Genomic DNA, 24,664 nt, shown 5'->3' with positions numbered 1-24,664 from the left:
CCGAGCGGGGGCTCAGCGGGGCCTCCCTGCAGATGATTGAGTAGTTCCGAGCGATGCCCCCATCATTTGCAGCTGCAGAGCCAGCCCTGACCGTCCCGGCAGTGCAGGTGCGCCGGCATTTTTGAGGCCATCAATCGTGGCGAAAATCAGGGTTGCCAGCTGTTCGCTCGAAGCGCCAATATTCGCCAGCTTTATCTCGCCGGAATGGTCAGCCTCGCTGAGGGCAGTGGCGATGAGCCGGACGAGCCGTTGCCGCGCCTCGTGTGCGACGTCGCCGACCAGTTCCACGTTTGCATCAAAGAGCTCGGACCCGTGAGGGCTCCCGCTGATTTCTTCCAGCAGGCCTGCGAAGTAGGTGGAAAGCGCAGCTTCAATCCGTTCGAAAACTTCCAGATTCCGTGACAACTCACGCTCGACGGCGTGCATTACTTGCCCGTGGGCGCGAATGGAGCCGGCCCGGAACACTTCTTCCTTGTTCTTGAAATGCAGATAGACCGCGGCACGAGAGATTCCGGCTGCCTCGGCGATGTCGCGCATGGATGTCTTCCGGAATCCGTAACGGCAGAACACAGCCAGCGACGCGTCCAGAATTCCATCGGACTTCGATTCAGAAGAACTCACGATAAAAACATTGACAGTTTGGGCACAAAGTGTCAATCTGTCGAAACGCGAACGGGAAGACATCCCGCCACACACGATTGGACAGCCGAGTGAGCACAGAAGCCAACCTCGAAGCGGAACGAATCCGCGGCGTCGAACGATCCCGGCTCAAAGCGCTGGTCGGCGGCGATATTCAGACTGCTGATCCGCTGCACTCAAGCGACTTCCAACTCGTTACACCGATCGGGGCGCTCCTCAACAAAGAGCAGTGCCTGGGAGCCATTGCAACGGGCCAGATCTCCTACGTCTCCTGGGAGCCGGGGCTCATTAACGTCCGGCACTCCGGGCCCTTTGCGACGGTCCGATACCAGGCAGATCTCGAAGTCATCTTCAGCGGTCATCGCGTTGCCCGGACCGGATACTGGCACACCGATACCTACGAGCTGAACGACGGTGAATGGCAGGCTGTGTGGTCACAGGCGACGGCGATTCAGTAAGCCTTGGGATGTTCTTAGGCATCAGCTGGCGGCGGGGCCGTGGATTCACGGATTACGAGGTGCGTAGCCAGCTCCACCCTGCGGGAACTCAGCGCTTCTCCGTGCATTTGGCTGAGGATGGACCGCAGAGCGGCGCGTCCCATCTCCTGCAGCGGCTGAGCCACTGAAGTGAGGGCAGGCACGGACTCCTCCGCCCGGGAGGTGCCGTCAAATCCGACCAGACTTATGTCGTCCGGCACCCGAATTCCCTGCCGACGCGCCTCGGCAAGCACACCCAGGGCAATGCTGTCATTTGCGGCAAAGATGGCGGTGGGTCGCTGTTCCAGTTGAAGCAGGGACTTCAGCCCCTCAACTCCGTGTTCGGACCGGAAAGATCCGGAAATGATAGAGCGCTCATCCACCGTTACCCTGCTTGCCCCCATAGCGGCAAAATATCCATGGAGCCGCGCCTGGTTGCATTCGACGCCGTCAGGCCCGCCCAAGTAAGCAATCCTGCGGTGTCCAAGTTCAAGCAGGTGGGAGGTTGCCTCTTTGCCGCCTGCCCAGTTGGTGGCCCCAACGCTCACCACATCGCCGGGAGGCGGATTGAACGGGTCAATGACTGCGGTGGGTACTCCCCTGCGGCGGAAGGCATCCAACTGGGCCTCGTTGAAGGCGGATGTCACCACAATCATTCCGCAGCGGCCTTCGTCGATTATCCGGGCGGCGCGCTGTTCCGCAGACAGCCGCGGGGCGCCCTGCTTACTCGTGACTTTGAGCAGGACCTCAATGTTCGACTCCCCCGCTGCTTCCAGGATTCCATTGAGGACCTCGATTGCGTAGGCGGTGTTCAGTGAGTCAAGGACCACCTCGACGGCCTGCCTGCCGGTGAGGCTCCTGCGCTGCTGAAGCGGCGATTTGTACCCGGTCCGCGCCAGCACCGCCATGACTTTGGAGCGGGTTTCCTCCGCTACGTCGTTGCGTCCGTTGATCACCTTGGATACGGTCGGCGCAGAAACCCCTGCCTCGCGAGCAACTGCCGCCAGCGTCAGTTTTGGCTTGGGCTCAATGGCAGGCATAGCCACTCCTAGAACTTCGAAATATTTCGACGAGTAAGTCTTGCAGTGGGACCGCTGAACGTCAATCAACTGCCATGTAATTGTTGCCGAAAGGCTTGACCAACCCCTGTGCTCACGATTACTTTTATCTCACTCTCCCGTTATCCTGGCGAAACTTTTCGGAGCTTTGGGCGCGGAGTTCAGGATCAATTCAGCCAAAGCAAGACAAACATTGACCGAGCTTTCACGAAAGGTATTCGATGACTTCCGCACAGCCATTACGGGTGGGAATGGTGGGCTATGCCTTCATGGGCGCCGCCCATTCCCACGCATGGCAGACCGCACCCCGGTTCTTCGACCTGCCGCTTGCGCCGGAGCTTACGGCCGTGGCCGGGCGCGACCGGACAGGCGTCACGGCAGCAGCAGAGAAGCTTGGCTGGACCTCGGTTGAAACGGATTGGCGGCGCCTGATCGAGCGTGACGACATTGACCTGATTGACATCTGTACTCCTGGCGACACACATGCCGAGATCGCGGTCGCCGCACTTGAAGCCGGAAAGCACGTGCTCTGCGAAAAGCCGCTGGCAAACTCAGTGGCCGAAGCAGAACGTATGGCCCAGGCAGCAGAAGCCGGCTTCGGCCGCGGGATCTACTCCATGTGCGGCTTCACTTACAGACGTACTCCGGCTTTGTCGCTGGCCAAACGGATGGTGGATGAGGGCCGCCTCGGAACCATCCGCCAGGTCCGCGCACAATACCTGCAGGACTGGCTCAGCGATGCAAACGCCCCTATGACGTGGCGGCTGGACAAAGCGAAGTCAGGGTCCGGATCGCTGGGCGATATCGGCGCCCACATCATCGACGCCGCACAATGGGTCACAGGTCAGAACATCACGGGCGTGTCGGCGCTGCTGGAAACCTTCGTCACTGAACGCCCGCTTGCCGGTGACCGGGTCGGCCTTGGCGGCCACGGCGACGTTACGGGAGAAGCTCCACGGGGCGCGGTAACGGTTGATGACGCCGCTATATTCTCCGCCCGGTTTGCGAATGGTCCCATCGGCGTCTTCGAAGCCACCCGCTACGCCCTGGGCCGGAAAAACGCGATGCGGCTGGAACTCAACGGCACAAAGGGATCCCTCGCCTTCGACTTCGAGGACATGAACGTCCTCTCCGTCTATGACGATGATGACTCGCCGGACGCCGGTTTCAGGAGGATCCTGGTCACGGAGCCGGAACACCCTTATGTGGGGAACTGGTGGCCCACGGGCCACGGTCTCGGCTACGAACACGGCTTCACCCACCAGGTGGTGGACCTGGTGAACGCGATTGCCGGGAAACGCCAGCCGGAACCATCCTTCGCCAACGCCCTGCAGGTGCAGCGGGTACTCGGCGCCGTCGAATCGAGCGCTGCCGCCGCCAGCCGCTGGCACGAAGTCTGAGATGACAGAGGCGAAAACAGCGCTGGTGGTCCGCGGCGGATGGGACGGACACCAACCGGTCGAGGCGACAGACCTCTTCATTCCACATCTGAAAGAGAACGGCTACGACGTACGGGTGGAGGAATCCCCTAAGATCTATGTCGATGCCGGCTACCTCGCCGGTGTGGACCTCATCATGCAATGCATGACCATGTCCACCATTGAAAGAGAGGAATTCGAAGGGCTCCGCACCGCTGTCGAAAACGGCACCGGCTTGGCCGGGTGGCACGGAGGAATCGCCGACTCTTACCGGAACACCTCCGATTACCTCCACCTCATAGGAGGGCAATTCGCTTGCCATCCGGGCAAACACCCTGACGAACGCACGGGGGAACAGAACGACAACTATGTTCCGTACACCATCAACATGCTCCCCGGCCTGGACCATCCCGTCACACGAGGCATCGGCGATTTCGACCTCGTCACCGAACAGTATTGGGTTCTGGCGGACGATTACATTGACGTTTTGGCTACTACGACACAGAAGGTCCGTGAGTGGGATCCCTGGAACCGCGAAGTGATATCGCCCGCTATCTGGACGCGTCAATGGGGCAAGGGGCGGATCTTCGTCTCCACTCCGGGCCACAATCTGGAAGTTCTCCGGGACAGAAATGTCCGCACCATCATCGAAAGGGGCCTTCTGTGGGCAAGCCGATAAACGTCGGAATTATCGGCTGCGGGGCCATCATTGCCCAGTACCTCGCCACCTTCCACCGCCTGGAAGCCATCAAACTCGTGGCAGTAGCGGATTTGGACCCGTTACGGGCCCAGGCTGTAGCCGATGATAACGACGGCGTCCGGGCTCTGACCGTTGACGGATTGATCGGCGCCGGTGACGTTGACCTGGTCCTGAACCTGACCATCCCTGCCGCCCATGCCGGCGTCGCACTCAAGGCGATTGCCGCAGGCAAGAGCGTTTACGGGGAAAAGCCGCTGGCAGCTACCACTGCCGAAGCCAGTCAGGTACTGAGAGCAGCGGAAGCAGCGGGCGTCGCCGTCGGCTGCGCCCCGGATACCGTTCTCGGAACCGGAATCCAGACAGCCCGTAAAGCGATCGACGACGGACTGATCGGAACGCCCATTTCGGCGACCGCCACGATGGTCACCCCGGGCCACGAGCGCTGGCACCCCAACCCCGACTTCTATTACCAACCCGGCGGCGGTCCCCTGCTGGATATGGGCCCTTACTACGTCAGTGCCCTGGTCACCCTGCTGGGGCCGGTGGTCTCGGTGACAGGCGCGGCCAGCCACACCCGTGCCGAACGCACTATCGGTTCCGGCTCACGGCAGGGAGAGGTGATACCGGTCAGCATCGACTCCCATGTAACCGGCGTCCTGACCCACGAAAGCGGGGCGTTGTCCACGCTCGTCATGAGCTTCGACGCCGTCAGGACGAAGGCGTCAAACATCGAAGTCCATGGCGAGCGCGGTTCCCTGGCCATCCCGGACCCGAATCTCTTTGACGGAGATGTCGAACTTTTCACGCTGGGTGCCGACTCCTGGCAGACTCTACCGGTATCGGCCGGGTACATCGACTCCGGCAGAGGATTCGGCATCGCAGACCTCGCACTAACACCGCCGGGAGAAGAACCGCGCGCCGGCGGCAGGTTGGCCTATCACGTACTCGAGGTGATGGAGTCGGTGCTCGAGTCAGCCCGCACCGGCGTCACTGTCCCGATCCGGAGCAGGGCATCGCGACCGGAACCCGTGCAACTGACAGCATCGCCGGAGGACTCCAGAGCCCAGCCGGTCCGCTCGTAGGTAACCGACTACAGCACCGGCAGGACTTCGAGGCCGCCGAGATACTTCTGCAGGGCCACCGGGACGTTGACGGAACCGTCCTCGTTCTGGTGGTGCTCCAGGATGGCTACGATCCAGCGGGTGGTGGCTAAGGTTCCGTTGAGGGTTGCGACCGCACGCGTTCCCTTGGAGACGCCTTCTTCATTGACCGTGCGCTCACGGATGTTGAGCCGCCGGGACTGGAACGTGGTGCAGTTGGACGTTGAGGTGAGCTCCCGGTAGGCGCCCTGCGTGGGAACCCAGGCTTCGCAGTCGAACTTCCGGGCGGCGGACATGCCGAGGTCGCCGGCAGCAGTGTCAATGACCCGGTACGGCAGCTCGCACTTCCCCAGCATTTCCTCTTCCCACGCCAGAAGCCTCTCATGCTCGGCAGCGGCTTCCTCCACCGTGGTGTAGATGAACATTTCCACCTTGTTGAACTGGTGCACACGGATGATCCCGCGGGTGTCCTTACCGTGCGATCCCGCCTCGCGGCGGTAACAGGAGCTCTGGCCCGCGTACCGGACGGGACCATTGGAGAGGTCGAGGATTTCGTCGGCGTGGTACCCCGCCAAGGCAACCTCCGACGTTCCCACAAGGTAAAGGTCGTCTTCGGCGAGGCGGTAGATCTCGGCGTCGTGCTTAACATCGAAGCCGGTCCCCTGCATGGTTTCGGGGCGCACCAGGGTAGGGGTAATCATGGGAACAAATCCGGCGTCGATGGCCTGTTCCATGGCCATCTGCAGGAGGGCCATTTCGAGCCGGGCGCCCACTCCGCGGAGGAAATAGAACCTGGATCCGGAGACTTTGGCGCCGCGTTCCATGTCGATGGCGCCAATCAGCTCGCCGATTTCCAGGTGGTCTCGGGGCTCGAAGTCCGGGAATTCACGCGGAGTGCCGACAGTCTTGACTACGACGTAGTCATCCTCGCCGCCTTCGGGAACACCGTCCTCGATCAGGTTAGGGATGCTGCGCAGCAGCTCCTCCTGCTTGGCCTGGGCGGCGTCAGCCTCGGCGGAGGCAGCCTTCACGGAGTTGGCGAGTTCCCTGACCTCAGCCAGCAGGGCCTGCTTTTCCTCGCCCTTGGCCTGGGCCACCTTCTTGCCAAAGACATTCTGCTCGGCGCGCAGGTTCTCAAAGCGAATCAGAGCCGCCCTGCGAGCCGAATCAGCCGAAATGATCGCATCCACTACGGATTCGTCGGCGCCGCGGGCGCGCTGGCTGGCACGGAACTTGTCCGGATTGTCGCTGAGGTCTTTTACGTCGATCACCAGACAAGAGTATCTAATCCACCACGCACACCGACGCGGGCCCTGGCGAACCTCCGGGCCGGGATACTGTTGGAGCACAATGAGCGACCTGCTGATCTACCTCATCACCCTCGGCGCGCTGGCGTTCGCCTTCTCCAGTTGGTGGGGTGTGCGCAAGCTAAAGGAACGGCATGTCCGCAGCGCCGTGCGCGAAGAGGCCCACCACCCTGGCCTGGAAAAGCAAAAAGTGGCGGTCGTGTTAAACCCAATCAAGGCCAAGTCCGAGGAAGCGCGCGCATCCATCACACGAGCCTGTCTCGCCGCCGGGTGGGATGAACCCCGTTTCTTTGAAACCACCATTGAGGATCCCGGCTTTTCACAGGCGCGAGCGGCGCTTGCGTACGCGGCCGACGTCGTTCTGGTGGGCGGCGGCGACGGAACCGTCCGGGTTGTGGCTGAGACGCTGGCCGGCAGCAAGATCCCCATGGGCCTGGTACCGCTGGGAACCGGAAATCTCCTGGCCCGCAACCTGGACCTGGACGTCTATGACCTGGCCGGGAGTATCGACACAGCACTGTTCGGCCATCAACGCTTCATTGACACGGCCCAAATGGGCATCGTCAATTCACGGACCGGGCATTCGTCCAAACACACCTTCCTGGTGATCGCAGGGATCGGCCTGGACGCGGAGATCCTTGGCGATACCAATGACGGGCTGAAGAGGGCCGTCGGCTGGTTGGCTTACACGGAGGCCGGCGTTCGCCACATGCCGGGCAGACGTAAGAAGGTGTCCATCGCCCTGGATGACCAGCCGGAGCAAACACGGAAAATCCGAAGCCTGCTCTTTGCGAACTGCGGACTCATCCCTGGCGGGATCGATTTTGTCCCGCAGGCCATGATCGACGACGGCATGCTCGACGTTGTGGTCATGAGTCCGCGGAGCGCCATCGGCTGGGTGGCCATGTATGCGAAGATCGTCTTCAAGCACAAGCGGCATCTACCTGTGATGACCTACTACCGCTCAGGCAAGGCAGTGATCCGCTGCGCTGAGCCCATGCCTACCCAGTTGGACGGGGATCCGTCAGGGGAGGCCACCTCGGTAACTGTCAGGGTTGACCCCCGGTCACTGCTGGTCCGGGTCAAGGGCACCTCCGCGGCGCATTGGATGCCAGACGGTTCTACGCTCTAGCGCGCGGCGCCCCTGAAATCAGGTCACCTTCCGGGACTGGTTTCCCCTATAAGGTCAAGGCTGCTCTCAGGAGCCGGATCCCTTTGCTTCAGCGGCCAGCTTTTCCGCGGCTGCCTTCGCTGCCGCACGGGCTTCGGTCTGCTCGCGAATCATGGCCTGCTCTTCTTCAAAACGGAGTCGATCGGCGCGGTCTGCCTCATCGCCGTCCCAGTCCTGGTTTTCGGCACGCGGCTTCGGATTGACGATCATCCCTTGGCCGTCATTCTCGGTACTGGCTGCTGACATGTCCCGCTCCCTCCGGTAGAGGTTTCCCCCATTGATCTGGCAAGCATACGCACAGTTCAGCAGGGGCGGAAGTGCCATAAGCGGCATTTGTCTACGCTGTGCGCGAAGCCTCAGGGGCCGGATCCGGGCTTACAGATGCGCCTGAGAGAATTCCTTGTACCCATGCATGCGCCGCTTGGAATGCTTCGTCCGAGGTGTGGGGCTCCACCACCGGGCTTTGCGCGTCTGCCCTGCCGTAGGAGCCAAGAAAGCGTGTTGCGGGGCTGATCCGGTGCAGACCTGCTAGGGCATCCGCCATCCGGGCGTCCGCTGCGTGGCCGTCAGCATCGATACTGAAGAAGTAGTGCCCCAGATACTGTCCGGTGGGGCGTGACTCGATCCTGCTCAGGTTCACTCCCCGCGTAGCGAACTGGTCCAGAATCTCCATCAAGGCTCCAGGACGGTCCTCCGGCAGCGGCACCACCACAGTCGTCTTGTCTGCGCCCGTGCGCTCCGGCAGTAAACCAGGCCGGCTGACGAGTACGAAGCGTGTTACAGCTCCAGGATTGTCCCCGATGTTTTCTGCCAGTACCTGCAGGCTTGGTTGCTCCTCAGCCACAATGGGGGCGCAAATGGCGGCGTCGTAATGGACGCCGTCGTCGGTTAGCAGGCCGAGCGCCGCTGCAGCAGTGGAGGAGCCGGGAATATATTCAGCACCTGGAATATTGGCCTCGGCCCACAGCCTGCACTGCGCCCAGGCATGTCCATGCGTGGAAATGCTGCGGATGTCCGAAATTTTCACCCCGGGCCTTGCCACAAGCACAAAGCTGATGGGAACAAGGGCCTCACGGATGATCCGCAGCTCCTCCCCTGTGGCTATGGCATCGAGCGTGGCCGTCACACCGCCCTCCACAGAGTTTTCGATTGGCACCATTGCGGCGTCGGCGGATCCGTCCCGCACCTTGTCCAGGGCCGAGTTGACGTTCGACGACGGGATGCGCATCGCATCGGCAGCCCCCGGAACCTGCAGCAGGGCCGCTTCGGTGAAGGTACCCTCGGGGCCCAGGAAGGTGTAGGTAACGGGAACTGCGGACATCGGCAATCCTTCAGTTGAACGGGTGGAGGCGGAAGAGGGACTACAGGATGACGGGCTTGAGGCCACTCTCGGAGACCAAAGGCAAACCGGATTCAAGCCACTGGTCCATGCCTCCCGCCACGTTGAAAGCGGAATATCCCTGGCCCACCAACCACTGGGCAGCGCGGAAGGAGCGTCCGCCGGTACGGCAAATAACGTAGAGGTCCTCGTCCGGATCCAGGTCATCGAGGCGCGCGGGAAGCTGTTCCAACGGGATGTGCAGCGCAGATTCAGCGTGCCCGGCTGACCACTCATAGTCCTCCCGCACGTCAAGAAGGCGGGCACCGGTAGGAATGTCATTCACTTTTACGGTTTCGAAATCGCTCATGGGAGTCCTCTCCTGGATTTTCTAGGTCTGACTCCAGCGTATCGCCAGCAGCCGGAGCCATCCCCCAGCAGGTGCCACGTTACGCTTTCTGTGGACAACGCAAAGGAGAATCGCGTGCCGGTAAGAGCCACCATCACAAGGACGGCCTGTCGTGGCTGACCTCCATGAACTCTCCGCTGTGCAATTGCGGGACGCCCTCGCGGAGGGCAAGCTGTCCGCCAGGGAAGCAACGGAACATTACCTTCGCCGGATCGAGGCACGGAACAAGGGGCTGGGTGCTTTCATCACGGTGACGGCCGACCAGGCAATGCGCGACGCTGCGGCCGCTGATGAACTCTACGCGCGGACGGCCAATGATTCCGGTGCAGATGCCCTTCCACTCCTCCATGGCGTGCCGGTAGCGTTCAAGGACCTGACGGACGTGGCCGGTGTTGTGACCACTCACGGAAGCGCTGCGCTGGATCACCGGCCGGCTCCTGCTGACGGAGTACTGGCAGCAGCACTCAGGGCGCAGGGAGTCATTTCCCTCGGAAAGACGCAGGTTCCCGAGTTCGGGCTGACGGCCTACAGCGAAAACAGGGTCGCGCCGCCGTCGCGCAATCCTTATGCGATGAGCAGGAGTTCCGGTGGCTCCTCCGGTGGCAGCGCCGCGGCGGTAGCAGCAGGGCTCGTCCCGTTCGCTCCCGGGACCGACGGCGGCGGGTCCGTTCGAATTCCTGCTGCAGCATGCGGCCTTGTCGGACTTAAGCCTGGGCGCGGGCTGGTGCCAGCGGGGGAAAGCACCGGCGACCCGGCGGGCCTGGTAGTCACGGGCCCCCTTGCAAGGCGGGCCGAGGACGCGGCGCTCATGCTGGACGCGTTGACGCTCGACCCCCTGAAGCCCGACGCCGCGGAACAGAGGGGTCCCGCGGGGGGCTATCTTGAAACACTGAAACGAGAACCCGGAAAGCTCCGTATTGGCATCAGCCTGGACAGCCCGTGGCAGGGCATTTTCCCTTTCACTCCAGACCCGGAGGCCCTCGAGGCTCTAGCTGAGGGGGTGAGGCTGCTGGAGGCGGCAGGACATTCGACGTCGGAGGCAGCCATCCGCTATGACAACCGTTACCCGGATGCGTTCACCACTGCCTGGACTGCCGGAGTGGGTGCCGCGCGTATCAGCCCACGGCGCGAGCCGCTCCTGACCCCGCTCACCCGGACGTTCAGGCGGCGGGCCCAGCAGCGGAGCGCCACCAAGCTCGCCGAAGCGGTGGGTTTTCTGCGCCAGTTCCAGCGTGACACCATCGCTCAGTACGCGGCGTGGGATCTCATCATGACTCCGGCTTTGGCGCAGACGCCAAGGCCCGTGGGTTGGTTCACTGGAACGCATGGAGACGGGCCCTGGCCAACCGAGTGGGCGGGCGACGCCGACGGAGACTACCGCCGGCAGTGCGAGTACGCGCCGTGGTCATCGATGGTCAATGCCTGCGGACTCCCTGCCATCACTTTGCCCGTCCACTGGACTGATGAAACGTCAGGAACTTCCCTTCCTATGGGAATCCAGCTCATCGGGCCGATGGGTTCGGAAGCGCTTCTCCTCCAGGTCGCCGCGCAACTGGGCTTCTAAGCCCCTTTTCCTTTTTGCTCGTGGCACATCTGGCTCTTCCTTGCTTTTGGAGCGCCTGCGTTTCCATCATGTGTGCATAATGAACATATGTACGTGCTTGTTATGATCAGTGAGGTGTGTCACCATGAAGGCACAAGTGAACGCACAGGAGCGTTCCCAGGCAAGGCCTGGCCACAGGAAAAAGGAATCACATGGGAATTTCGGGCATGAAGCGAGTGCGGAAACTGCGCATCCATTGGCCAATCGAGCGGGAGATCCTCGCGCGGCTCGCTGCCGGCGAAACGCAGGTGTTCGAGGAGGACCCCCGGATGGCCGCGTTTCTAGCCGTTCTTCGGGAAATGCCTGAACTTGGAGACTTCGGCATGTACCACCACGTCTTTGAGTCGGGCCTTGGTTTCGAGGGATTCACGGTAGGCGAAGGTGCGAATCCAACGATGGGCACGGTCGGCGAACGCAGCGTCTCCCCCACCTTCCTGCTGACCACGTACATCGACGCGGACCTTTCCGACGACGCCGTCGGGCGGATTGTCGAAAGAGTCGTGGCTATCCACCCATGGGAAGTCCCGGTTCTTGAAGTCTCGGAAGCACTCAACATCTCCACATTCGTGACAGGAAGGGTTGCAGCATGACAATCAGCGCAGCGATCACCGATGACCGCACTACAGGAACATGGGAAGGCCTTAGCACTGTTTTGGCCGGCCGGACTTTCACCGATCTGACCCACGCCTTCCACCCTGGGCAACCCCATTTCCCGGCATTTCCCGACGAAGTCCGCACCAATCTTTTTGATCTTGAGGCCGGGGACGGGTTTACCGCGCACCAGTACACCATCGTTGGGCAGTGGGGCACCCACGTCGATCCGCCGTCGCACTTTATCCGGTCAGGACGGACATTGGACCACATTTCCGTGCAGGAAATGATCCTGCCCCTCGTGGTCCTGGACATCAGTGACCGGGTGGACGCGGACCCGGACGCCACTCCCTCCCTCGCCGACGTCGAAGCCTGGGAAGAGCGGCATGGACGGATCCCGGAGGATTCGTTTGTGGCTCTGCGCAGTGGCTGGAGCAGCCGCTGGCCTGATGGAGAGGCCATGGCCAACCGGGATGCCGATGGCGTCAGCCGTACGCCCGGATGGTCCGCCGAGGTATTGCGTTTTTTGGTGGAAGAGCGGAATATCCGTGCAATCGGGCACGAACAAACAGATACGGACCCGGGTCAGGCAACGTCCCGCTCGGATTTCAGTCTCGAAACCTACATCCTGGCGCAAGGGCGCTGGCAAATTGAGCTTCTCGCCAGTTTGGAGTCCCTGCCCGAAGCAGGCGCGGCGATCGTAGCCACCTGGCCCAAACCCCAAGGTGGCAGCGGCTTCCCTGCCAGGGTCTTTGCCATCCACTGACCTCTGCAGCTAACAGTCACCAACGTTGGCTAGACTCGGCCCATGCCGAAAAACTCAAGCATGGGCCGTGGGATGAACGTGGTGTTCGCGGTGAGTGCCCGGCATGCCGCCGGCAGTGCGGGCGCCACTGTTGCCGACGTCGCCGCAGATCTCGGCAAAGACCGCAGTCAGGTGTCGCGCGGGCTCAAGGCGGCGCTGCAGGAGGACTTCCTGATCAGGGGCGAGCGCCGCGCCTATGCCTTGCACTGGGGACTGTACGCTGATGCGCGGGCACTCACTGAGCAGCGGCTGCGGACAGATGGGCTGACGGCACTGGAAGGTCTGGTCGAAGACACCGGAGAAGGCTGCTTTCTGGGCGTTCTGAGCGGCGACTCAACGGTTACGATCGGCGAACGCGTTCCGGCCGACAGCAAGATGATCGGCTCGTGGATCGGCCGGCCCTACCCCGCTTACTGCAGTGACGCCGGCCAGGCCCTGCTATGGCAGGCTACCGACGACGAGGTCCGGACGGTCTTCAGCCGCACCGAGTTCGTGAAGCATGGACCCAAGACCCCTGCCGGCGTTGACGACTTCCTCGAGCGGCTTCACGCTGCCCGCGAGCGCGGCTATTCAGTGGTGGATGAGGAAGCAGAACCCGGCCTGTATTCCCTGGCTGTCCCCGTTCATGACTTCCGCGGCGAGGTGCTGGCTGCGCTGCAGGTGGTAGGGCCCAAAAGCAGGCTGGAACCCAAAAGCGCCGAGTGTGGAGCCGCCGTCGTCAAATGGGGGCTGGCACTGGAAGCGGCCTTGACGGGGCACTCCTCTGCTGTTTGACCGTGCAGCCGGCGTTTGACGGTGCAGCCTAAGGCCGCCTGTCCCCCCTCAACCGGCGTTGGATTCGTTCCACTTCGGCTTCATTTCGATGAGCTGAATGAGGTTGCCGCAGGTGTCATTGAGGACGGCCACGAAAGCGGTGCCGATGTCGGTGGGCGGCTGGGTGAAAACCACACCCTTGTTGGTCAACCTGTTGTACTCGGCCTCGATGTCCACGACCGAGAACTGAGCGAGGGGGATGCCGTCTTCCATCAACGCATCCCGATACGGCTTCACCGCAGGATGACCCGCCGGCTCCAGCAACAGCTCCGGACCGTCAACCACTTCGGGTGACTCAACTGTTAGCCAGAAGTTATCGCCGAGGGGGATGTCATGTCGCTTTTTGAAGCCGAGCACCTCGGTGTAGAAGGCGAGGGCTGCCCGCTGGTCGTCAACGAACAGGCTCGTCAGGGAAATTTTCATTGTTCAGTCCTTTTCCGGTTGGCCATCGTCCGGTGATCTCGGCGAGTGGCTGGGGATTGAAGTAGTGGAATTTGGAACGTCCGCGCCGCTCGGTTACAACCAGGCCAGCCGACTCGAGCACTCCGAGATGCTGGGAGATCGCCTGACGTGTGAGGGTGAGGCCGTGACGCATTGCCAGCGTGGTACAGATCTCGAACAGTGTCTGGCCGTCGCGCGCTGACAGTTCATCAAGAACCAGGCGCCTCGTCTCGTCGTCGAGAGCGCGGAAGACATCGACCATGGCTCCATGATAGGCAAGTGGCAGATTGCATATCAAGTATCGGCTTTTGGAGCTTCAATTGCCGATTATGAACTTTCCCGTCGAAGCACGACTGTTGTCTTTCCGGAAAACCGTAGGAATGCGGCCGTCAAATTCTGACCAGTGGCTCAGCGGCATAGACATCATGAAGGAGCCGCGTCAACGCCGAATCGTTCTTTAGCTGGTGGTCGCCAAGACGTGTTAGCGCGATGCCTGGGGTCCATGAGTTCATTGCCACAGCTGAAATGCCTTCCGTCAGATCGAACTGACGGACCGGTCGAGCCTGCTGGGGTATGCCCCTGGCTTCGAGCTGTCGAACCAAGATCTGCATAGTCACGCCTGACAGGACATCAGCCTCTGGCCAGATAACTTGCGCGCCATCCCAGAAGGCTAAATTCCATATCGTGCCTTCACTTATGCGACCGGCCCCATCTTCGAAGGCGGCGTCGTCAAAGCCGCGCGCGTTAGCCCTTCTCAGATAGAACGTCTTTGAGACTTCGCCAACATGCTTGATCTGCGGCAGGTGGCGCTCATGCCGAGCCACGTCGAAGGCCATCGGGGCTGCGGGTGGCTCCGCTGGTTCAAAAACCTTGATCAGGACGTCGAGAGCACTCACCGGACCAGCTGGCATGAACTCTCCGGGTCGCGAGGCTAGGAAGCACGTCACGGACGAGTCCGGCGGTGCGGCCTCAATTGCCACACGCAGGTACTCACGGACCTGGGAATCCGGCAGGTGCTGGTCGAACAGCAGGCTGCTGGCGGTGTGGAGACGGCTCAAATGCAAGTCCAAGCCCTTGACCGAACGGTCGCGTACCTGCATGGCGGTGAAGTGGGAGTAGCCTGTGAAGGCCAACGGTGCAAGGTCCTCAGCCGTAGCAATCCGACCGTTGAAGTAAGTAAGCGAGAATGACATAACTGCAAATGTAGGAGTTGACACTAGTGTCAAAGGCAAGCCTTGGGGGCCGGAAGCTCCTCCGAGTCGGTGAAGTCGCCTCTCTCAGCGGCGTGAGTCCCCGACTTATTCGCTACTACGAGAATCAGGGCCTAATCTCGGCAGAACGCTCCTCGACCGGGCAGAGACACTTCGAAATCGCCGCGGTCGAGCAAATCCGGCACATTCGGCTGCTGCTGGATGCTGGTCTTCCCACACGCATCATCAGCGAACTCCTAGACTGCATCCACGATCCGGGGCGTTTGGAGCTCTGCGCGGTGCCAACTTTGGTTGAACACCTCCGCGCTCGTGACGAGAGAATCGCGGAACTGGTCAGCACTCGCCAGGCCCTCCAGGGATTGATCGATTCTTCCAGCCTTGGACCTGACAGACGACTAGCCGGTTCATGACCGGTCATTTTTGCATACAAAACTGCTGCACCGTATATGGGACCCTCACCGGGCAATTTTGCGGGCGGGTCTTATGGGAATCCGGAAACTTCGGAACCGCGCGGTCTGTCGCATCGGCCCCGTGGGGCATGGTGCGATAACCGGTGAGGGACCGGCTTACGGACGTTATGCGGACGGGCTCCTAACGGGACAGTAAGGCGGTTGGCACCGCTGGTGGCTCTTCAACCATGGCTGCTTCCCGGCAGAATCGCCAAAGGTAGCCGTAGCCGTTGATGTCTTTCAAAACTAAGCTCACGACATGGAACAGCGACGGCACAAGGATGCGGTGGTTTGTAATGCGAACATCTCGATACTTCGGTCAGTGGTTTAGTAAACGATGAGCACTCTACCCAGATCTCAGGGAGTAAGGCCGGGTGTTTTGGGCCTGCTTTTCCTATCACTGCTTTGCCTGGCAGGGATCGCGTTTGTAACGCCTCAGCTGTGGACGCAGGAGAGAGGATGGACCGGTATTCCATTCCTCGTCGTGCTCGTTATTTGCGCGGCTATCTTCTCTCGGGCTCTGGCAACGAGGATCATGACCCTGTCTGCTGTGTCTAGAGGCAAGTTCTCAATACTGAAAACGCTGTCGCGAACCGAGGCCTTTATAAGCCTTCATGGCCTCTCCGCAGAGGAAGCTCTTCGACGCTGTTTCCAAGCTTTTGGGGAAGAAAATGGCTATAGCGAGCGGACCATGGTCGATGGGATGCTGACAGCAATCATGAAGCGGACCTTTGGAGGCGGCCACATTCGATGTTCGATCTCCGCAGTGGGGGATTCCCGTCGAATACAGTTCGAACTAGAGGAAGGAGGCGCTGTCTGGGCCGATGGCGGAAGGTTTGAACGCGAAATTCAGCGACTGGCCGCACATCTTCACCGCGGCTAACGGTGGCGCGTGCACCCACAAAGGGACCGGCCCCCCGCAGCATGTCCGCTCTATTTCCCCAATGGGAGCCTGAGCATCGGTTGCCAGCTGGCGGGATATCGTACTCTCATCCGTAAGGGGGCCGTGGAAGGACAAAGCGATGAAAAAGTGGCAGATGCCCATCATCACGCTGATTCTCGTGGCCGCATTTGTGATTCTCTATTTCAATGGGCTTTTGGGAAACACCGCAGTCCCCTAATCGGCGCCCCACTCGTCCCGTTGGGCGTTCCCCAACGGGGACGGTGGCATCGCCAATTAGAGAGGCCGCTTTCTGCTGACAAGTCACAGCACGGGGAATACTGACCGGATGGAACCAGCGGTTGATACGTTGGCCCCCTATTCTTATGGCGCGAGTATCGGGACAATCAGGGCATGGGACGTTCCAGGGAGATCCGGCTGTTCATAGCCATGTGCGCTCTGATTTTCTCTGTCAGTGCCTGCGGAAGCGTCGGCGGTAACGGGGCTGGAGAAGAGTGGCAAGAGCCGCCCCTGCCATCCGCGGAGCCGTCCCCGGAAGTCAGTGGCAGTCTCGTCCTGTACCCATGCCCGGAGAAAGGACGGCTTCCGACCGAAACAACAGAACCGATTGTCCCGGCCCCCGACTCTTCGACCGCATCTGGTTGCGGAACAGGCTTTGTTCCACTGACCAAGGATCAAATGATCAGCGCCACTCCTCTGCCGATGCCACTTCAACCAATCCCGGAGAGCCCAAGAACACCCTAGTCAAAGGGAGTTACCGAAGGAACTGCACGATCGGGGTTCCCTAATGGGGACCGCGGATCGCCAAATCAAAGTACGGCCGTAGATTAGATGTTGCCAGGGGCATTGGCTGCAGGACTTGTGAAGCATAGAGTTCGGATACCCGCATTGCACGTTAGGGGGAACTCGTCATGACAGTTTTCTGGCCGGCCCTGCTGATCGGAGTGCTTTCCCTGGTAATCGGCATCGTCGTATTCATCAATAGGGGCCGCGTGGCCAGAACTAATGCCGACGCACAGCGTGCCTCCTTCGGCAGGCTCGGTGAACCCACGGCCCGCAATTCCACCCCTGGCAGGGTGGGGTCTGTAGGTGTTGTGGCCGTCCTCATGGGGCTGGGCCTGATTGTTGCATCATTCCTGAATCTCAACTGGTGACGAGAAGCCCGTGACACCTTTCCAGCTCGCCGCACTTACATTAGGCATTATCTTCATCCCATTGGGCATTGCCATACTCGCGTTCCGCTCCAAAGCGGCCGCCTACATCCAACAGCGATACGAAACGACATCCCAGCGATATGAGAAAGCCGGTCGGACGCCGCCGACAATCACCGGTTCCCCGCCTGGTCCTGCCTTCGTAATTTTCGTTGGAACCGCCACCCTCTGCCTGGGACTGCTGGGGTTGGTGCTGAGTCTGACGATCAGATAATGGGCGGCCAGCCGCTTCGTACCTGACCGGGTCCAGGGAGGTCATTGAATCCTGTTTGACCAATAGAACATCCCGGATCCTGACCTTTCTTGCTGTATTACATCTCAGCCGTCCCACTCAACGTTCCTCCAATGGAACGCCCGTCGTTTACAGAGCTCAAGGGTCGGTCTGATGCTGAATCCACTACCGCCAACTGGGCTGTGGGCCGAATGGGGGCAAGCGCAAATGCAATGGAGAATTCCGAAACGACGACCTCCCTGGCCGCACGACATGGTGATTACGGTCAAGGATGATCCTCATCACCTGACTCTCTTGCTCTTTGTCCGGCAGGCCTGGGCGCTTGCTGGAGATGTGGACATCCCGCCCCTGGATCCTGTGCCTGACTGCGGTAGCTCCCGGATGCCTGCGTCAGCTGATGCAGAGATGTGGGACAAGCGCTCGAAAAGGGCTTGGGAACAAGCTTGGGCCTGGTACGAGATCGAGGACCCGGCGCACCATCCCACGCCTTTAGAAATGCGAGAGGCCGAGGATCCTGATCATGGATTGAGCCCTTTCATGGCGCCCTCTTGGATGCAGCGCTATGGGTGGGAAGGCCTGGATAGCGATGCCTACCAGGCGTGGGACCGAAGCCTTGTCCCCAAGTTTCCCCACGGTGGGGAACGTCAAAGTCTGCAGGAGCTCATCCCGGCGTGGGAGAGCGGACTCGACACCATCATTGTTCTGCCTTACAAGGGGTACTTTGCGCAGAGACCGACTCGCCGCCACCTCGTTGTGTCCGCTGACGTCCGGAACAACTGTGAGGACTACAGCCGGGCATTAAGAGAGAACACACCCTAAGACGGCCCGCTGAGGGTTGGGCTTACGGGCACCAGGGGCGACATTTAGCGCCGCGAATATGCCGCCACTTATCGCCGCGATTCACAGGCGTGTCGCTGCCTGAAGCTCTTATGCTCGGAAACCGCCGTTTTCGAATACCGCCCTGGTGAATCAGTAATGACTGATCCTCCTGATTTCTAGACCTTCTCGCGCCCTCGCCAGAATGGCGGATCCACGGCGATACTGGGCTTGGAGGACAACATGTTTGGGACAACATTCGCCGGAGTTTTCTTGGTTTGTTGCGGATTTGGCATGCTCTGGCTCGGGGCTCAGTTTGAGGATATGGGAGTCCGGAAATATGCCCGATATCATCCTGACAAGGACCCCGAACGCTACAGGCGACGAATGAAACTTGAGCGGCGCTTGAATGCTGGGGTCGCCATGGGCGCTGGCGTTGCAATCTTGGCTTACGGGCTTTTCGTTGGCCCACTGCCCGGCAGCGGTACTTGAACAAGTGGGGGTGAACGATGAACATCTTTCGGTTTATTGCCCGGCTACCGCAGCCCCTGAAATCGTTGTATGTCCTCTTCATCGTCGTTTTCATTGTCGGGATCATTCCCGTTCTTCTACGCGTACCCGAGGCTTCACGATGGATGTCAGGGGGCGTCGGATTCGCTGGCGTTCTCCTGGGTATCTGCCTCCTGACCAACCTGAACAACTCTATTGATGGACTCGCACGAGCGATCAAGAGCGAAGAACACTGGGGCGCTGGGAACGCAGAGTCATTTCTGTCCACACCCGCCTTTGCCCGGTTGTTCGGAGGTACGGCTGTTGTGGTGGGAACTCTTTTCTTAATCAGCTTCTTCACTGGTGCAATGAAACTGCTTAAGAAGGCCGCATACGAGAACTAAAGTCCCGTAAAGGGTTCCTTGGACGTACGTTCGCCCACTGGTCAGAAACGATCCTTGAATCCAATTGACCAACAGAAGATCGCCGGAACCCCGCGCTCTGTGGCCTGATCCTCGCACTGAACCAAACAGGTCCGAAAACGGCCGTTTTTGCACACAAACTGCTGCGCCGTTTATGGACCCCGGACTCTGTCGGTCGAAGCAACGCCTGTATTAGGGGCCTGTGGCTATGTATCGACGCTTGGATTCGCCTGAAGGCGCACGGCCAGTTGTAGAGCTCCGGGAAGTTACTTCCATTGCCGTATCGTCCGTCTTAGATTGAGGCATGACGGAGAGCGATCATCAGAAGTCCCTCATTGAGCGGTTCAAACTCATCATGGGGATCGGCGGCTTTATTGTGCTCTTAGTCGGCATCCTCTTGTATGGGCTTACAGGTTGGTCGCCATGGATTACCTACGGCGTTCCAGGTAGCCTCTTCCTCCTCTGCATGCTGCCCATGGGTCGCGCCATTCTTCGTCAACACAGGGAACAGCAAGAAGGAGATACGGATTCTCCGTAAAATCGCGTGCGGTTCAGGATGGCCTGCCCGAAATGGTCCGTTCAGGGTTTCCCAAACAGGACTCGTAGCCCACACTCCGTCTGCCCGCAGCTGGGGTCTATGCATGAGGATTATTCCCGGATTAGGTCCCCTCCTGGGAGCGTATCGGCAATCTTCCCTGGTGCCCGTGCGCCGATGAGGGGCCAGACGACGTCCTGTTCTCCGACCTGGAGGACGAGACCCTGCGGCCCTGCCGGAAGGTATAGGGCCTGACCGTCGGGACGGCCCGCTTGCGGGTTCTCGATCCGCACGTCGGTCCCTTCCTTGGGCGTGCCGTCCCAGGCGGGCACCAGGTACGCGACGACTGCAGCTCCGTTGGGAAGGGCTTTTGTGTAGTAGGAGGGGTCCGGGCTTCCTGAACCGCGGAGTTCGAGGTAGACGTTGCCGTCATTGCCCGGCGGCAGTTCGCCTTTGACCACGCTGCCGGTGTTTACGATCAGGACAACGGAAACAGTGCCCGTGTTGCTGGTTCTTCCGTCCCGGACCCCCTCCACAGTTCCCTGCACGATCACCTGGCTCAGCGCTGCCAGCGCCTCCGGGGAACGGAGCGGATCATAGTCGTAGGACAGGCCCGCGAAGGCACGCAGTGTATCCTCTGCCCTGTAGGTCGCCAGCGCGGAAGGCTGCGGCATTACATGCTGGCTGCCGGGATCCCCGAACAACCCTGCACCGCTAGCAGCCATGCCGCCCACGAGCCCCGCGCCGGCCAACGCCCCTGCTGCCAACCACAGCCGTCTCGGCTTCCGGGCACGGGCAGGCCCCGCCTGTCGGACCTTACGGCTGCGAAACCAAGGACCTTCCTCACGGGATTCAACGTTCCCCATGCCCTGTATTGTCCGCTAACCTCACAAAGGTTTCACAAGAGCAGAAAAATCTTAGGAAATTCGTCGCCCATCCTGCTGGTCCAGAAATTCGGGTCTGACGCCCGTGACGGCCAACCAGTCGTCCGCTAAAGGTTCGGCTAACGGGCACCAAGGGTGGGGCGATGGACCCTCTAAGGGAGGACCATCCTGGCAGGCGAAACGGTTCTATGCCTCACGACTACAGCCACCGGGTGACCCTCTGGTGAACCCTTCGTCCTATGGGGTCTTTGGCAAGCTTGGTTTCCTCCCGTTAGGCTGCTGAAGTGGTTGAGGACGAGCAAGAACTGACAGGTGGAAATGCGTCCGAAAGCGTTGTGCGCATTGGTGACACCGTCCGGAAACCTTGGTCGGAAAGCTCTTCTGTTGTACAGAGCTATCTCGGCGCGCTCCACTCCTCTGGCATCGATGTTCCTCGGCCCCTAGGCCGGGACGAGGATGGTCGACATGTGGTCGAGTACGTGGAAGGCGCACTTGCGATAGATCGGTTACCGCTCGGACAAGACGATTTGCTACGGGTTGGCCGGATGATCCGGCAAATCCATGACGCGAGCGAAAAAGTGGCCATTCCCACTCTGGACGGTTGGAAGATGCTGCTCCCCACCAAGAACCCCAACCTGATGTGCCACAACGACCTCGCCCCGTGGAACCTCATCATCGGCGATCGCTGGGTCTTCATCGATTGGGACGGCGCTGGTCCCAGCACGCGGCTATGGGACCTGGCGTATGCCGCGCAATCATTCAGCGTGCTTTTCGAAGGCCAACCGGTGGAAGAAGCTGCGTTGAGACTACGTGCCGTTGTTGACGGGTACGGAGCCGATGATGCCCTGCGCAAGGCACTACCGGCCGCTATGGCGAAACGAACAGCTGCCATGTACAACCTGCTGAAGTCCTCGCACGAGACCGGGTTTCAGCCCTGGTCCGACATGTATCTCAACGGCCACGGCGAGCACTGGCATGCCGCTTCTGATTACGTTCGACGGAATCAAGTTATCTGGCAAAAAGCCCTCGCACAGTAGTGAAGGCTGGGCAAATCGACTGGGCTCCAACCGCAGCACCAGGATGTCCGGTTTCACGGTGACAATGCGCCGCCCGCGGCGGCTGCGATACGCAGCACGCCGAGGGCGGTGGTTCGGGCCGGGTGACTACGGAGCTGGTTCGGTGTCGATTGCTTCCACGCGGTTTCGCTGCAGCTTTGCGCTATCGGCGAGCTTTAGCCACACGACACCGCCTATGATGACGGCCAGCCAGAGGGCACGAGTCGGGGTGAGGGCCTCATCGAAGAAGATGGGTGCGAGAAGGGCAGCGCCAACTGCGCCGATGCCGGCCCACACGGCGTAGCCGATTCCTACGTCGATGGTTTTGAGGGCAACACTGAGGCAGAACAGAGTCAAGAGGAAGAAAATGAAGGCTGAGACAGACCAGCCTAGGACGGTGAATCCCTTGCTTCCGGCCACACTGAGGGCGTAGCCAATCTCGAACACTCCTGCCAGCAGAAGCACAAACCAGGATCCTGCTTTTCTACCTGTTTGCGTTACGGAGTTGATTTGAGCGGTGATTGTTGTGGTCATTAGGTGTGTCCTTTCACGGTGATGCGTGGGGGGAGCGTTATGCGGCGCCGCTGAGTTGGAGTCCGACGACCCCGCCGATGACTACAGCGATGCCCAGGCCTTTCTTCCAGTTCAGGCGCTGACCGAGGAAGGTTGCACCGAAAATGACAATCCCGACGCCGGCGACGCTGGTCCAGATCGCATAGCCCACGCCGACGTCGAAGGTCAGTAGTGCGAGGCTGAGGAAGAGGGTGGCGATCGCGCCGCTGACGAGGGTTCCGACGGTCCACCAAAGTTTGGTGAAGCCTTCTGCTTTGCTCGCTAAGATGCCTACGGCGACTTCGAAGATGACGGCGACTCCCAGATAGAACCAGCTCATGTTGTTCCTTTCGATTCGTTGTGTACCCCTGGCCCTCAGATACGGGTAAGGGTCAGATATTGAACTCTTTTTGTATGTACATGCAGCTATACGGCCAAAAATCAGCTTGCCGCTGTTGGATTTAGGACAAAAGTTTCCGGATGGTTTCGAACGCGCCATCCAGGTCAAAGAGATTAAGGTGCGGGTGTTCCTGGACTGCGGTACCCAGCAGCTCGCCGAGCTTGGTCTCGTAGGACTCGCCAATTGTATTTACGACATTCATCCCATGATCGGTGATGACTGCGTAGACTCCCCGGCCATCGTCCGGGCACGTGTCCCGGACTGCCAGCCCTTTGGCCTCAAGTCGTCCTACGAGTCGCGTCACCGAACTCTGGTTCAGGCCGACCCTGTGCGCGAGGTCGTTAATGCGCAGTTCCCTGTCTGAGGCCTTGCTTAGGTGGAGTATGGCGTAGTAGTCGGTCAGGCCGACATTATGCGTATCCGTCAGCCACTTACTGAGGGCTGCGTCCACCGCACTCACCACTGCCGCGACTTGCGACCACGCCGAACTGAGATTTCCCACTGGGCCACCGCTCCAAATAACTGAATGTACATGCAACAAACTACGCACGCCATGTGAATACATCAAGCCGACACCCAGCAACCCTGATTTTTTCGGGACTTCTCGCGGGCGCCTGAGCTGCAGACGGCCTTGCGCCAAGCATGGCCCTTCGGTAGGGCCGGGTCCTGGCCATTGACTAAGGGAAGTTATCTTCCTATTCTTTCATCATGAGTCGTCGAAAGCAGGGAAGTCTGCTCCAGCTGGAGGTCCGTATTCTTGAGATCGCCGAGAAGCTTGAGTCCAAAGGTGACGTCCTTTATGGGTTCGCTTTGGCGAGTGCTCTCTCTGCCGATGACGGCAAGGCATTGACGTCCCACGGGACGCTGTACAAAGCTTTGGCGCGCATGACCGAGTCCGGCCTTCTTGAAGCGACATGGGAAGATCCCGGCATTGCTGAGAAAGAACGCCGTCCGAGGCGGCGCTTCTATCGCATCACCACAGACGGCAAGACTGCCCTGCATGCTGTCCAGTCCGTTACCGCAGCACCTACCCGTGTACAGACCTTCCGGTCGGCGCAGGCATGAGCGACTACCAGGATCTCCAAGACACCAGAGTCACCAGGGCAGTCCTGTCCTGGGCCGACTTCTACGGCCGTCATGTGACTCCCAGTCAGGGCAAGGCCCGGCGCGAGGAACTGATCTCAGACATGTACGAACAGCAGGCGGACGCGTTGCGGCGGGGCGTTCCAGCCAAGGCAGTCAATCGCTCGATTGCCTTCCGCGCGGTCCGGGGAATCTTCGCGGACATCACCTGGAGCAGAATCCACAACGATCCGGAGGTACGAACCATGGCAACATCAAGGAAAGCAGATTCGACAGATCGCCCCCTCACCAGCCAAGTCACTGCTGTCCTGTGGACGGCTCTTGTCGCCCTGGCCGCCATCGGCCTGGGAACGTCCATCACGGAAATGATCGACACCGGGGGCCAAAGGCACGGATACACCCCATGGCCCGGGGCCGCCAACATAAGCCTCACACTTGTCGTTCTCATTGGGAGTGCTGCTGCTCTCGCCTTCACAGCCATAGCCGGGGCATTGAAATGGCGACACCACAATCGGGCCACCTAGCCCATGCTTCAGCGGCAGTCAGTGTCCCGTTGAAGGTTCGGCGGATTCAGG

At 60.4% G+C, this 24,664-nt stretch carries 30 protein-coding genes; 17 read left to right on the top strand and 13 right to left on the bottom strand.

Annotated features, from left to right (window positions below; translation table 11 throughout):
• Positions 1–12 precede the first annotated feature (12 nt).
• Positions 13–621, bottom strand: coding sequence for a TetR/AcrR family transcriptional regulator (locus M1D88_RS00935; RefSeq protein WP_458112761.1), 609 nt, complete (start codon positions 619–621; stop codon positions 13–15).
• An 89-nt stretch (positions 622–710) separates the two neighbouring features.
• Between M1D88_RS00935 and M1D88_RS00930 the strand changes: the two genes are divergently transcribed.
• Positions 711–1,097, top strand: coding sequence for a nuclear transport factor 2 family protein (locus M1D88_RS00930; RefSeq protein ID WP_458112760.1), 387 nt, complete (start codon positions 711–713; stop codon positions 1,095–1,097).
• A 14-nt stretch (positions 1,098–1,111) separates the two neighbouring features.
• Here M1D88_RS00930 and M1D88_RS00925 read toward each other — a convergent pair whose 3' ends face one another.
• Positions 1,112–2,155: a LacI family DNA-binding transcriptional regulator gene (locus M1D88_RS00925; protein WP_458112759.1), complete on the bottom strand. Its 1,044-nt coding sequence runs from the start codon at positions 2,153–2,155 to the stop codon at positions 1,112–1,114.
• Positions 2,156–2,394: 239 nt separating this feature from the next.
• Between M1D88_RS00925 and M1D88_RS00920 the strand changes: the two genes are divergently transcribed.
• Genes M1D88_RS00920 through M1D88_RS00910 form a run of 3 tightly spaced genes read left to right on the top strand, consistent with a single transcriptional unit; the run spans position 2,395 to position 5,373 of the window.
• Complete coding sequence (locus tag M1D88_RS00920) at positions 2,395–3,573, top strand: Gfo/Idh/MocA family protein (RefSeq protein ID WP_458112758.1); 1,179 nt, start codon at positions 2,395–2,397, stop codon at positions 3,571–3,573.
• A 1-nt stretch (position 3,574) separates the two neighbouring features.
• The gene (locus M1D88_RS00915; RefSeq protein WP_458112757.1) at positions 3,575–4,270 is read left to right on the top strand and encodes a ThuA domain-containing protein; all 696 of its coding nucleotides are present in this window, start codon (positions 3,575–3,577) and stop codon (positions 4,268–4,270) included.
• A complete protein-coding gene (locus M1D88_RS00910; protein ID WP_458112756.1) occupies positions 4,255–5,373 on the top strand; it encodes a Gfo/Idh/MocA family protein in 1,119 nt (372 codons plus the stop codon). Before M1D88_RS00915 ends, M1D88_RS00910 begins: the two co-directional genes overlap by 16 nt.
• Before the next feature lie 8 nt (positions 5,374–5,381).
• Here M1D88_RS00910 and serS read toward each other — a convergent pair whose 3' ends face one another.
• A complete protein-coding gene (gene serS / locus M1D88_RS00905) occupies positions 5,382–6,662 on the bottom strand; it encodes a serine--tRNA ligase (RefSeq protein ID WP_458112755.1) in 1,281 nt (426 codons plus the stop codon).
• 79 nt (positions 6,663–6,741) lie between these two features.
• Here serS and M1D88_RS00900 point away from each other — a divergent pair, with 79 nt between their 5' ends.
• Positions 6,742–7,830 (top strand): diacylglycerol/lipid kinase family protein, encoded by a 1,089-nt coding sequence (locus M1D88_RS00900; RefSeq protein WP_458112754.1) that lies wholly within the window; start codon positions 6,742–6,744, stop codon positions 7,828–7,830.
• Between the two features lie 66 nt (positions 7,831–7,896).
• Here the strand turns inward: M1D88_RS00900 and M1D88_RS00895 are convergent, their stop codons facing one another.
• The 3 genes from M1D88_RS00895 to M1D88_RS00885 form a co-directional block, all read right to left on the bottom strand.
• Complete coding sequence (locus M1D88_RS00895) at positions 7,897–8,115, bottom strand: hypothetical protein (protein ID WP_458112753.1); 219 nt, start codon at positions 8,113–8,115, stop codon at positions 7,897–7,899.
• Positions 8,116–8,206: 91 nt separating this feature from the next.
• Entirely contained in the window at positions 8,207–9,190 is a 984-nt protein-coding gene (gene pheA / locus M1D88_RS00890; protein WP_458112752.1) for a prephenate dehydratase, read from the bottom strand.
• A 40-nt stretch (positions 9,191–9,230) separates the two neighbouring features.
• Positions 9,231–9,557, bottom strand: a complete 327-nt coding sequence (locus tag M1D88_RS00885; protein WP_458112751.1) for a rhodanese-like domain-containing protein — start codon at positions 9,555–9,557, stop codon at positions 9,231–9,233.
• A 151-nt stretch (positions 9,558–9,708) separates the two neighbouring features.
• On the opposite strand from M1D88_RS00885, the gene M1D88_RS00880 reads away from it, so the two are divergent.
• From M1D88_RS00880 to M1D88_RS00865, 4 genes are all read left to right on the top strand, one after another.
• Positions 9,709–11,160 carry an amidase gene (locus M1D88_RS00880; protein WP_458112750.1) on the top strand — a complete coding sequence of 484 codons (1,452 nt, stop codon included), beginning with the start codon at positions 9,709–9,711 and terminating at the stop codon, positions 11,158–11,160.
• Positions 11,161–11,351: 191 nt separating this feature from the next.
• Positions 11,352–11,789, top strand: a complete 438-nt coding sequence (locus M1D88_RS00875; protein ID WP_458112749.1) for a hypothetical protein — start codon at positions 11,352–11,354, stop codon at positions 11,787–11,789.
• Positions 11,786–12,556: a cyclase family protein gene (locus M1D88_RS00870; protein WP_458112748.1), complete on the top strand. Its 771-nt coding sequence runs from the start codon at positions 11,786–11,788 to the stop codon at positions 12,554–12,556. Before M1D88_RS00875 ends, M1D88_RS00870 begins: the two co-directional genes overlap by 4 nt.
• A gap of 42 nt (positions 12,557–12,598) precedes the next feature.
• Positions 12,599–13,369 carry an IclR family transcriptional regulator gene (locus tag M1D88_RS00865; RefSeq protein WP_458112747.1) on the top strand — a complete coding sequence of 257 codons (771 nt, stop codon included), beginning with the start codon at positions 12,599–12,601 and terminating at the stop codon, positions 13,367–13,369.
• Positions 13,370–13,417: 48 nt separating this feature from the next.
• On the opposite strand, the gene M1D88_RS00860 is transcribed toward M1D88_RS00865, so the two are convergent.
• The 3 genes from M1D88_RS00860 to M1D88_RS00850 form a co-directional block, all read right to left on the bottom strand.
• Positions 13,418–13,831: a VOC family protein gene (locus M1D88_RS00860; protein ID WP_458112746.1), complete on the bottom strand. Its 414-nt coding sequence runs from the start codon at positions 13,829–13,831 to the stop codon at positions 13,418–13,420.
• The gene (locus M1D88_RS00855) at positions 13,800–14,111 is read right to left on the bottom strand and encodes an ArsR/SmtB family transcription factor (RefSeq protein ID WP_458112745.1); all 312 of its coding nucleotides are present in this window, start codon (positions 14,109–14,111) and stop codon (positions 13,800–13,802) included. Before M1D88_RS00855 ends, M1D88_RS00860 begins: the two co-directional genes overlap by 32 nt.
• A gap of 127 nt (positions 14,112–14,238) precedes the next feature.
• Positions 14,239–14,982 carry an aminotransferase class IV gene (locus M1D88_RS00850; protein ID WP_458112744.1) on the bottom strand — a complete coding sequence of 248 codons (744 nt, stop codon included), beginning with the start codon at positions 14,980–14,982 and terminating at the stop codon, positions 14,239–14,241.
• A gap of 86 nt (positions 14,983–15,068) precedes the next feature.
• Here M1D88_RS00850 and M1D88_RS00845 point away from each other — a divergent pair, with 86 nt between their 5' ends.
• From M1D88_RS00845 to M1D88_RS00825, 5 genes are all read left to right on the top strand, one after another.
• Positions 15,069–15,470 carry a MerR family transcriptional regulator gene (locus M1D88_RS00845; protein ID WP_458112743.1) on the top strand — a complete coding sequence of 134 codons (402 nt, stop codon included), beginning with the start codon at positions 15,069–15,071 and terminating at the stop codon, positions 15,468–15,470.
• 1,851 nt (positions 15,471–17,321) lie between these two features.
• Positions 17,322–17,564 carry a hypothetical protein gene (locus M1D88_RS00840; RefSeq protein ID WP_458112742.1) on the top strand — a complete coding sequence of 81 codons (243 nt, stop codon included), beginning with the start codon at positions 17,322–17,324 and terminating at the stop codon, positions 17,562–17,564.
• A gap of 541 nt (positions 17,565–18,105) precedes the next feature.
• Entirely contained in the window at positions 18,106–18,672 is a 567-nt protein-coding gene (locus M1D88_RS00835) for a hypothetical protein (protein ID WP_458112741.1), read from the top strand.
• Between the two features lie 506 nt (positions 18,673–19,178).
• Complete coding sequence (locus tag M1D88_RS00830) at positions 19,179–19,562, top strand: hypothetical protein (RefSeq protein ID WP_458112740.1); 384 nt, start codon at positions 19,179–19,181, stop codon at positions 19,560–19,562.
• Positions 19,563–19,884: 322 nt separating this feature from the next.
• Positions 19,885–20,118 carry a hypothetical protein gene (locus M1D88_RS00825; protein ID WP_458112739.1) on the top strand — a complete coding sequence of 78 codons (234 nt, stop codon included), beginning with the start codon at positions 19,885–19,887 and terminating at the stop codon, positions 20,116–20,118.
• 110 nt (positions 20,119–20,228) lie between these two features.
• On the opposite strand, the gene M1D88_RS00820 is transcribed toward M1D88_RS00825, so the two are convergent.
• Positions 20,229–20,981: a hypothetical protein gene (locus M1D88_RS00820; protein WP_458112738.1), complete on the bottom strand. Its 753-nt coding sequence runs from the start codon at positions 20,979–20,981 to the stop codon at positions 20,229–20,231.
• Positions 20,982–21,283: 302 nt separating this feature from the next.
• On the opposite strand from M1D88_RS00820, the gene M1D88_RS00815 reads away from it, so the two are divergent.
• Positions 21,284–22,036, top strand: a complete 753-nt coding sequence (locus M1D88_RS00815; RefSeq protein WP_458112737.1) for a phosphotransferase — start codon at positions 21,284–21,286, stop codon at positions 22,034–22,036.
• Positions 22,037–22,162: 126 nt separating this feature from the next.
• Here the strand turns inward: M1D88_RS00815 and M1D88_RS00810 are convergent, their stop codons facing one another.
• From M1D88_RS00810 to M1D88_RS00800, 3 genes are all read right to left on the bottom strand, one after another.
• On the bottom strand, positions 22,163–22,588 hold the full coding sequence (locus tag M1D88_RS00810; RefSeq protein ID WP_458112736.1) for a DMT family transporter: 426 nt from the start codon (positions 22,586–22,588) through the stop codon (positions 22,163–22,165).
• A 37-nt stretch (positions 22,589–22,625) separates the two neighbouring features.
• Positions 22,626–22,946 carry a DMT family transporter gene (locus tag M1D88_RS00805; protein WP_458112735.1) on the bottom strand — a complete coding sequence of 107 codons (321 nt, stop codon included), beginning with the start codon at positions 22,944–22,946 and terminating at the stop codon, positions 22,626–22,628.
• Positions 22,947–23,067: 121 nt separating this feature from the next.
• Positions 23,068–23,508: a MarR family winged helix-turn-helix transcriptional regulator gene (locus M1D88_RS00800; RefSeq protein ID WP_458112734.1), complete on the bottom strand. Its 441-nt coding sequence runs from the start codon at positions 23,506–23,508 to the stop codon at positions 23,068–23,070.
• Positions 23,509–23,714: 206 nt separating this feature from the next.
• Between M1D88_RS00800 and M1D88_RS00795 the strand changes: the two genes are divergently transcribed.
• Both M1D88_RS00795 and M1D88_RS00790 read left to right on the top strand, forming a co-directional pair.
• Positions 23,715–24,071, top strand: a complete 357-nt coding sequence (locus M1D88_RS00795) for a helix-turn-helix transcriptional regulator (RefSeq protein ID WP_458112733.1) — start codon at positions 23,715–23,717, stop codon at positions 24,069–24,071.
• Complete coding sequence (locus M1D88_RS00790; RefSeq protein ID WP_458112732.1) at positions 24,068–24,613, top strand: hypothetical protein; 546 nt, start codon at positions 24,068–24,070, stop codon at positions 24,611–24,613. The genes M1D88_RS00795 and M1D88_RS00790 overlap by 4 nt, the downstream gene beginning before the upstream one ends.
• The last annotated feature ends 51 nt before the right edge of the window (positions 24,614–24,664 follow it).

This window comes from Arthrobacter sp. R1-13, from assembly GCF_054161475.1.
This window is presented reverse-complemented; position numbering and strand designations above follow the sequence as displayed.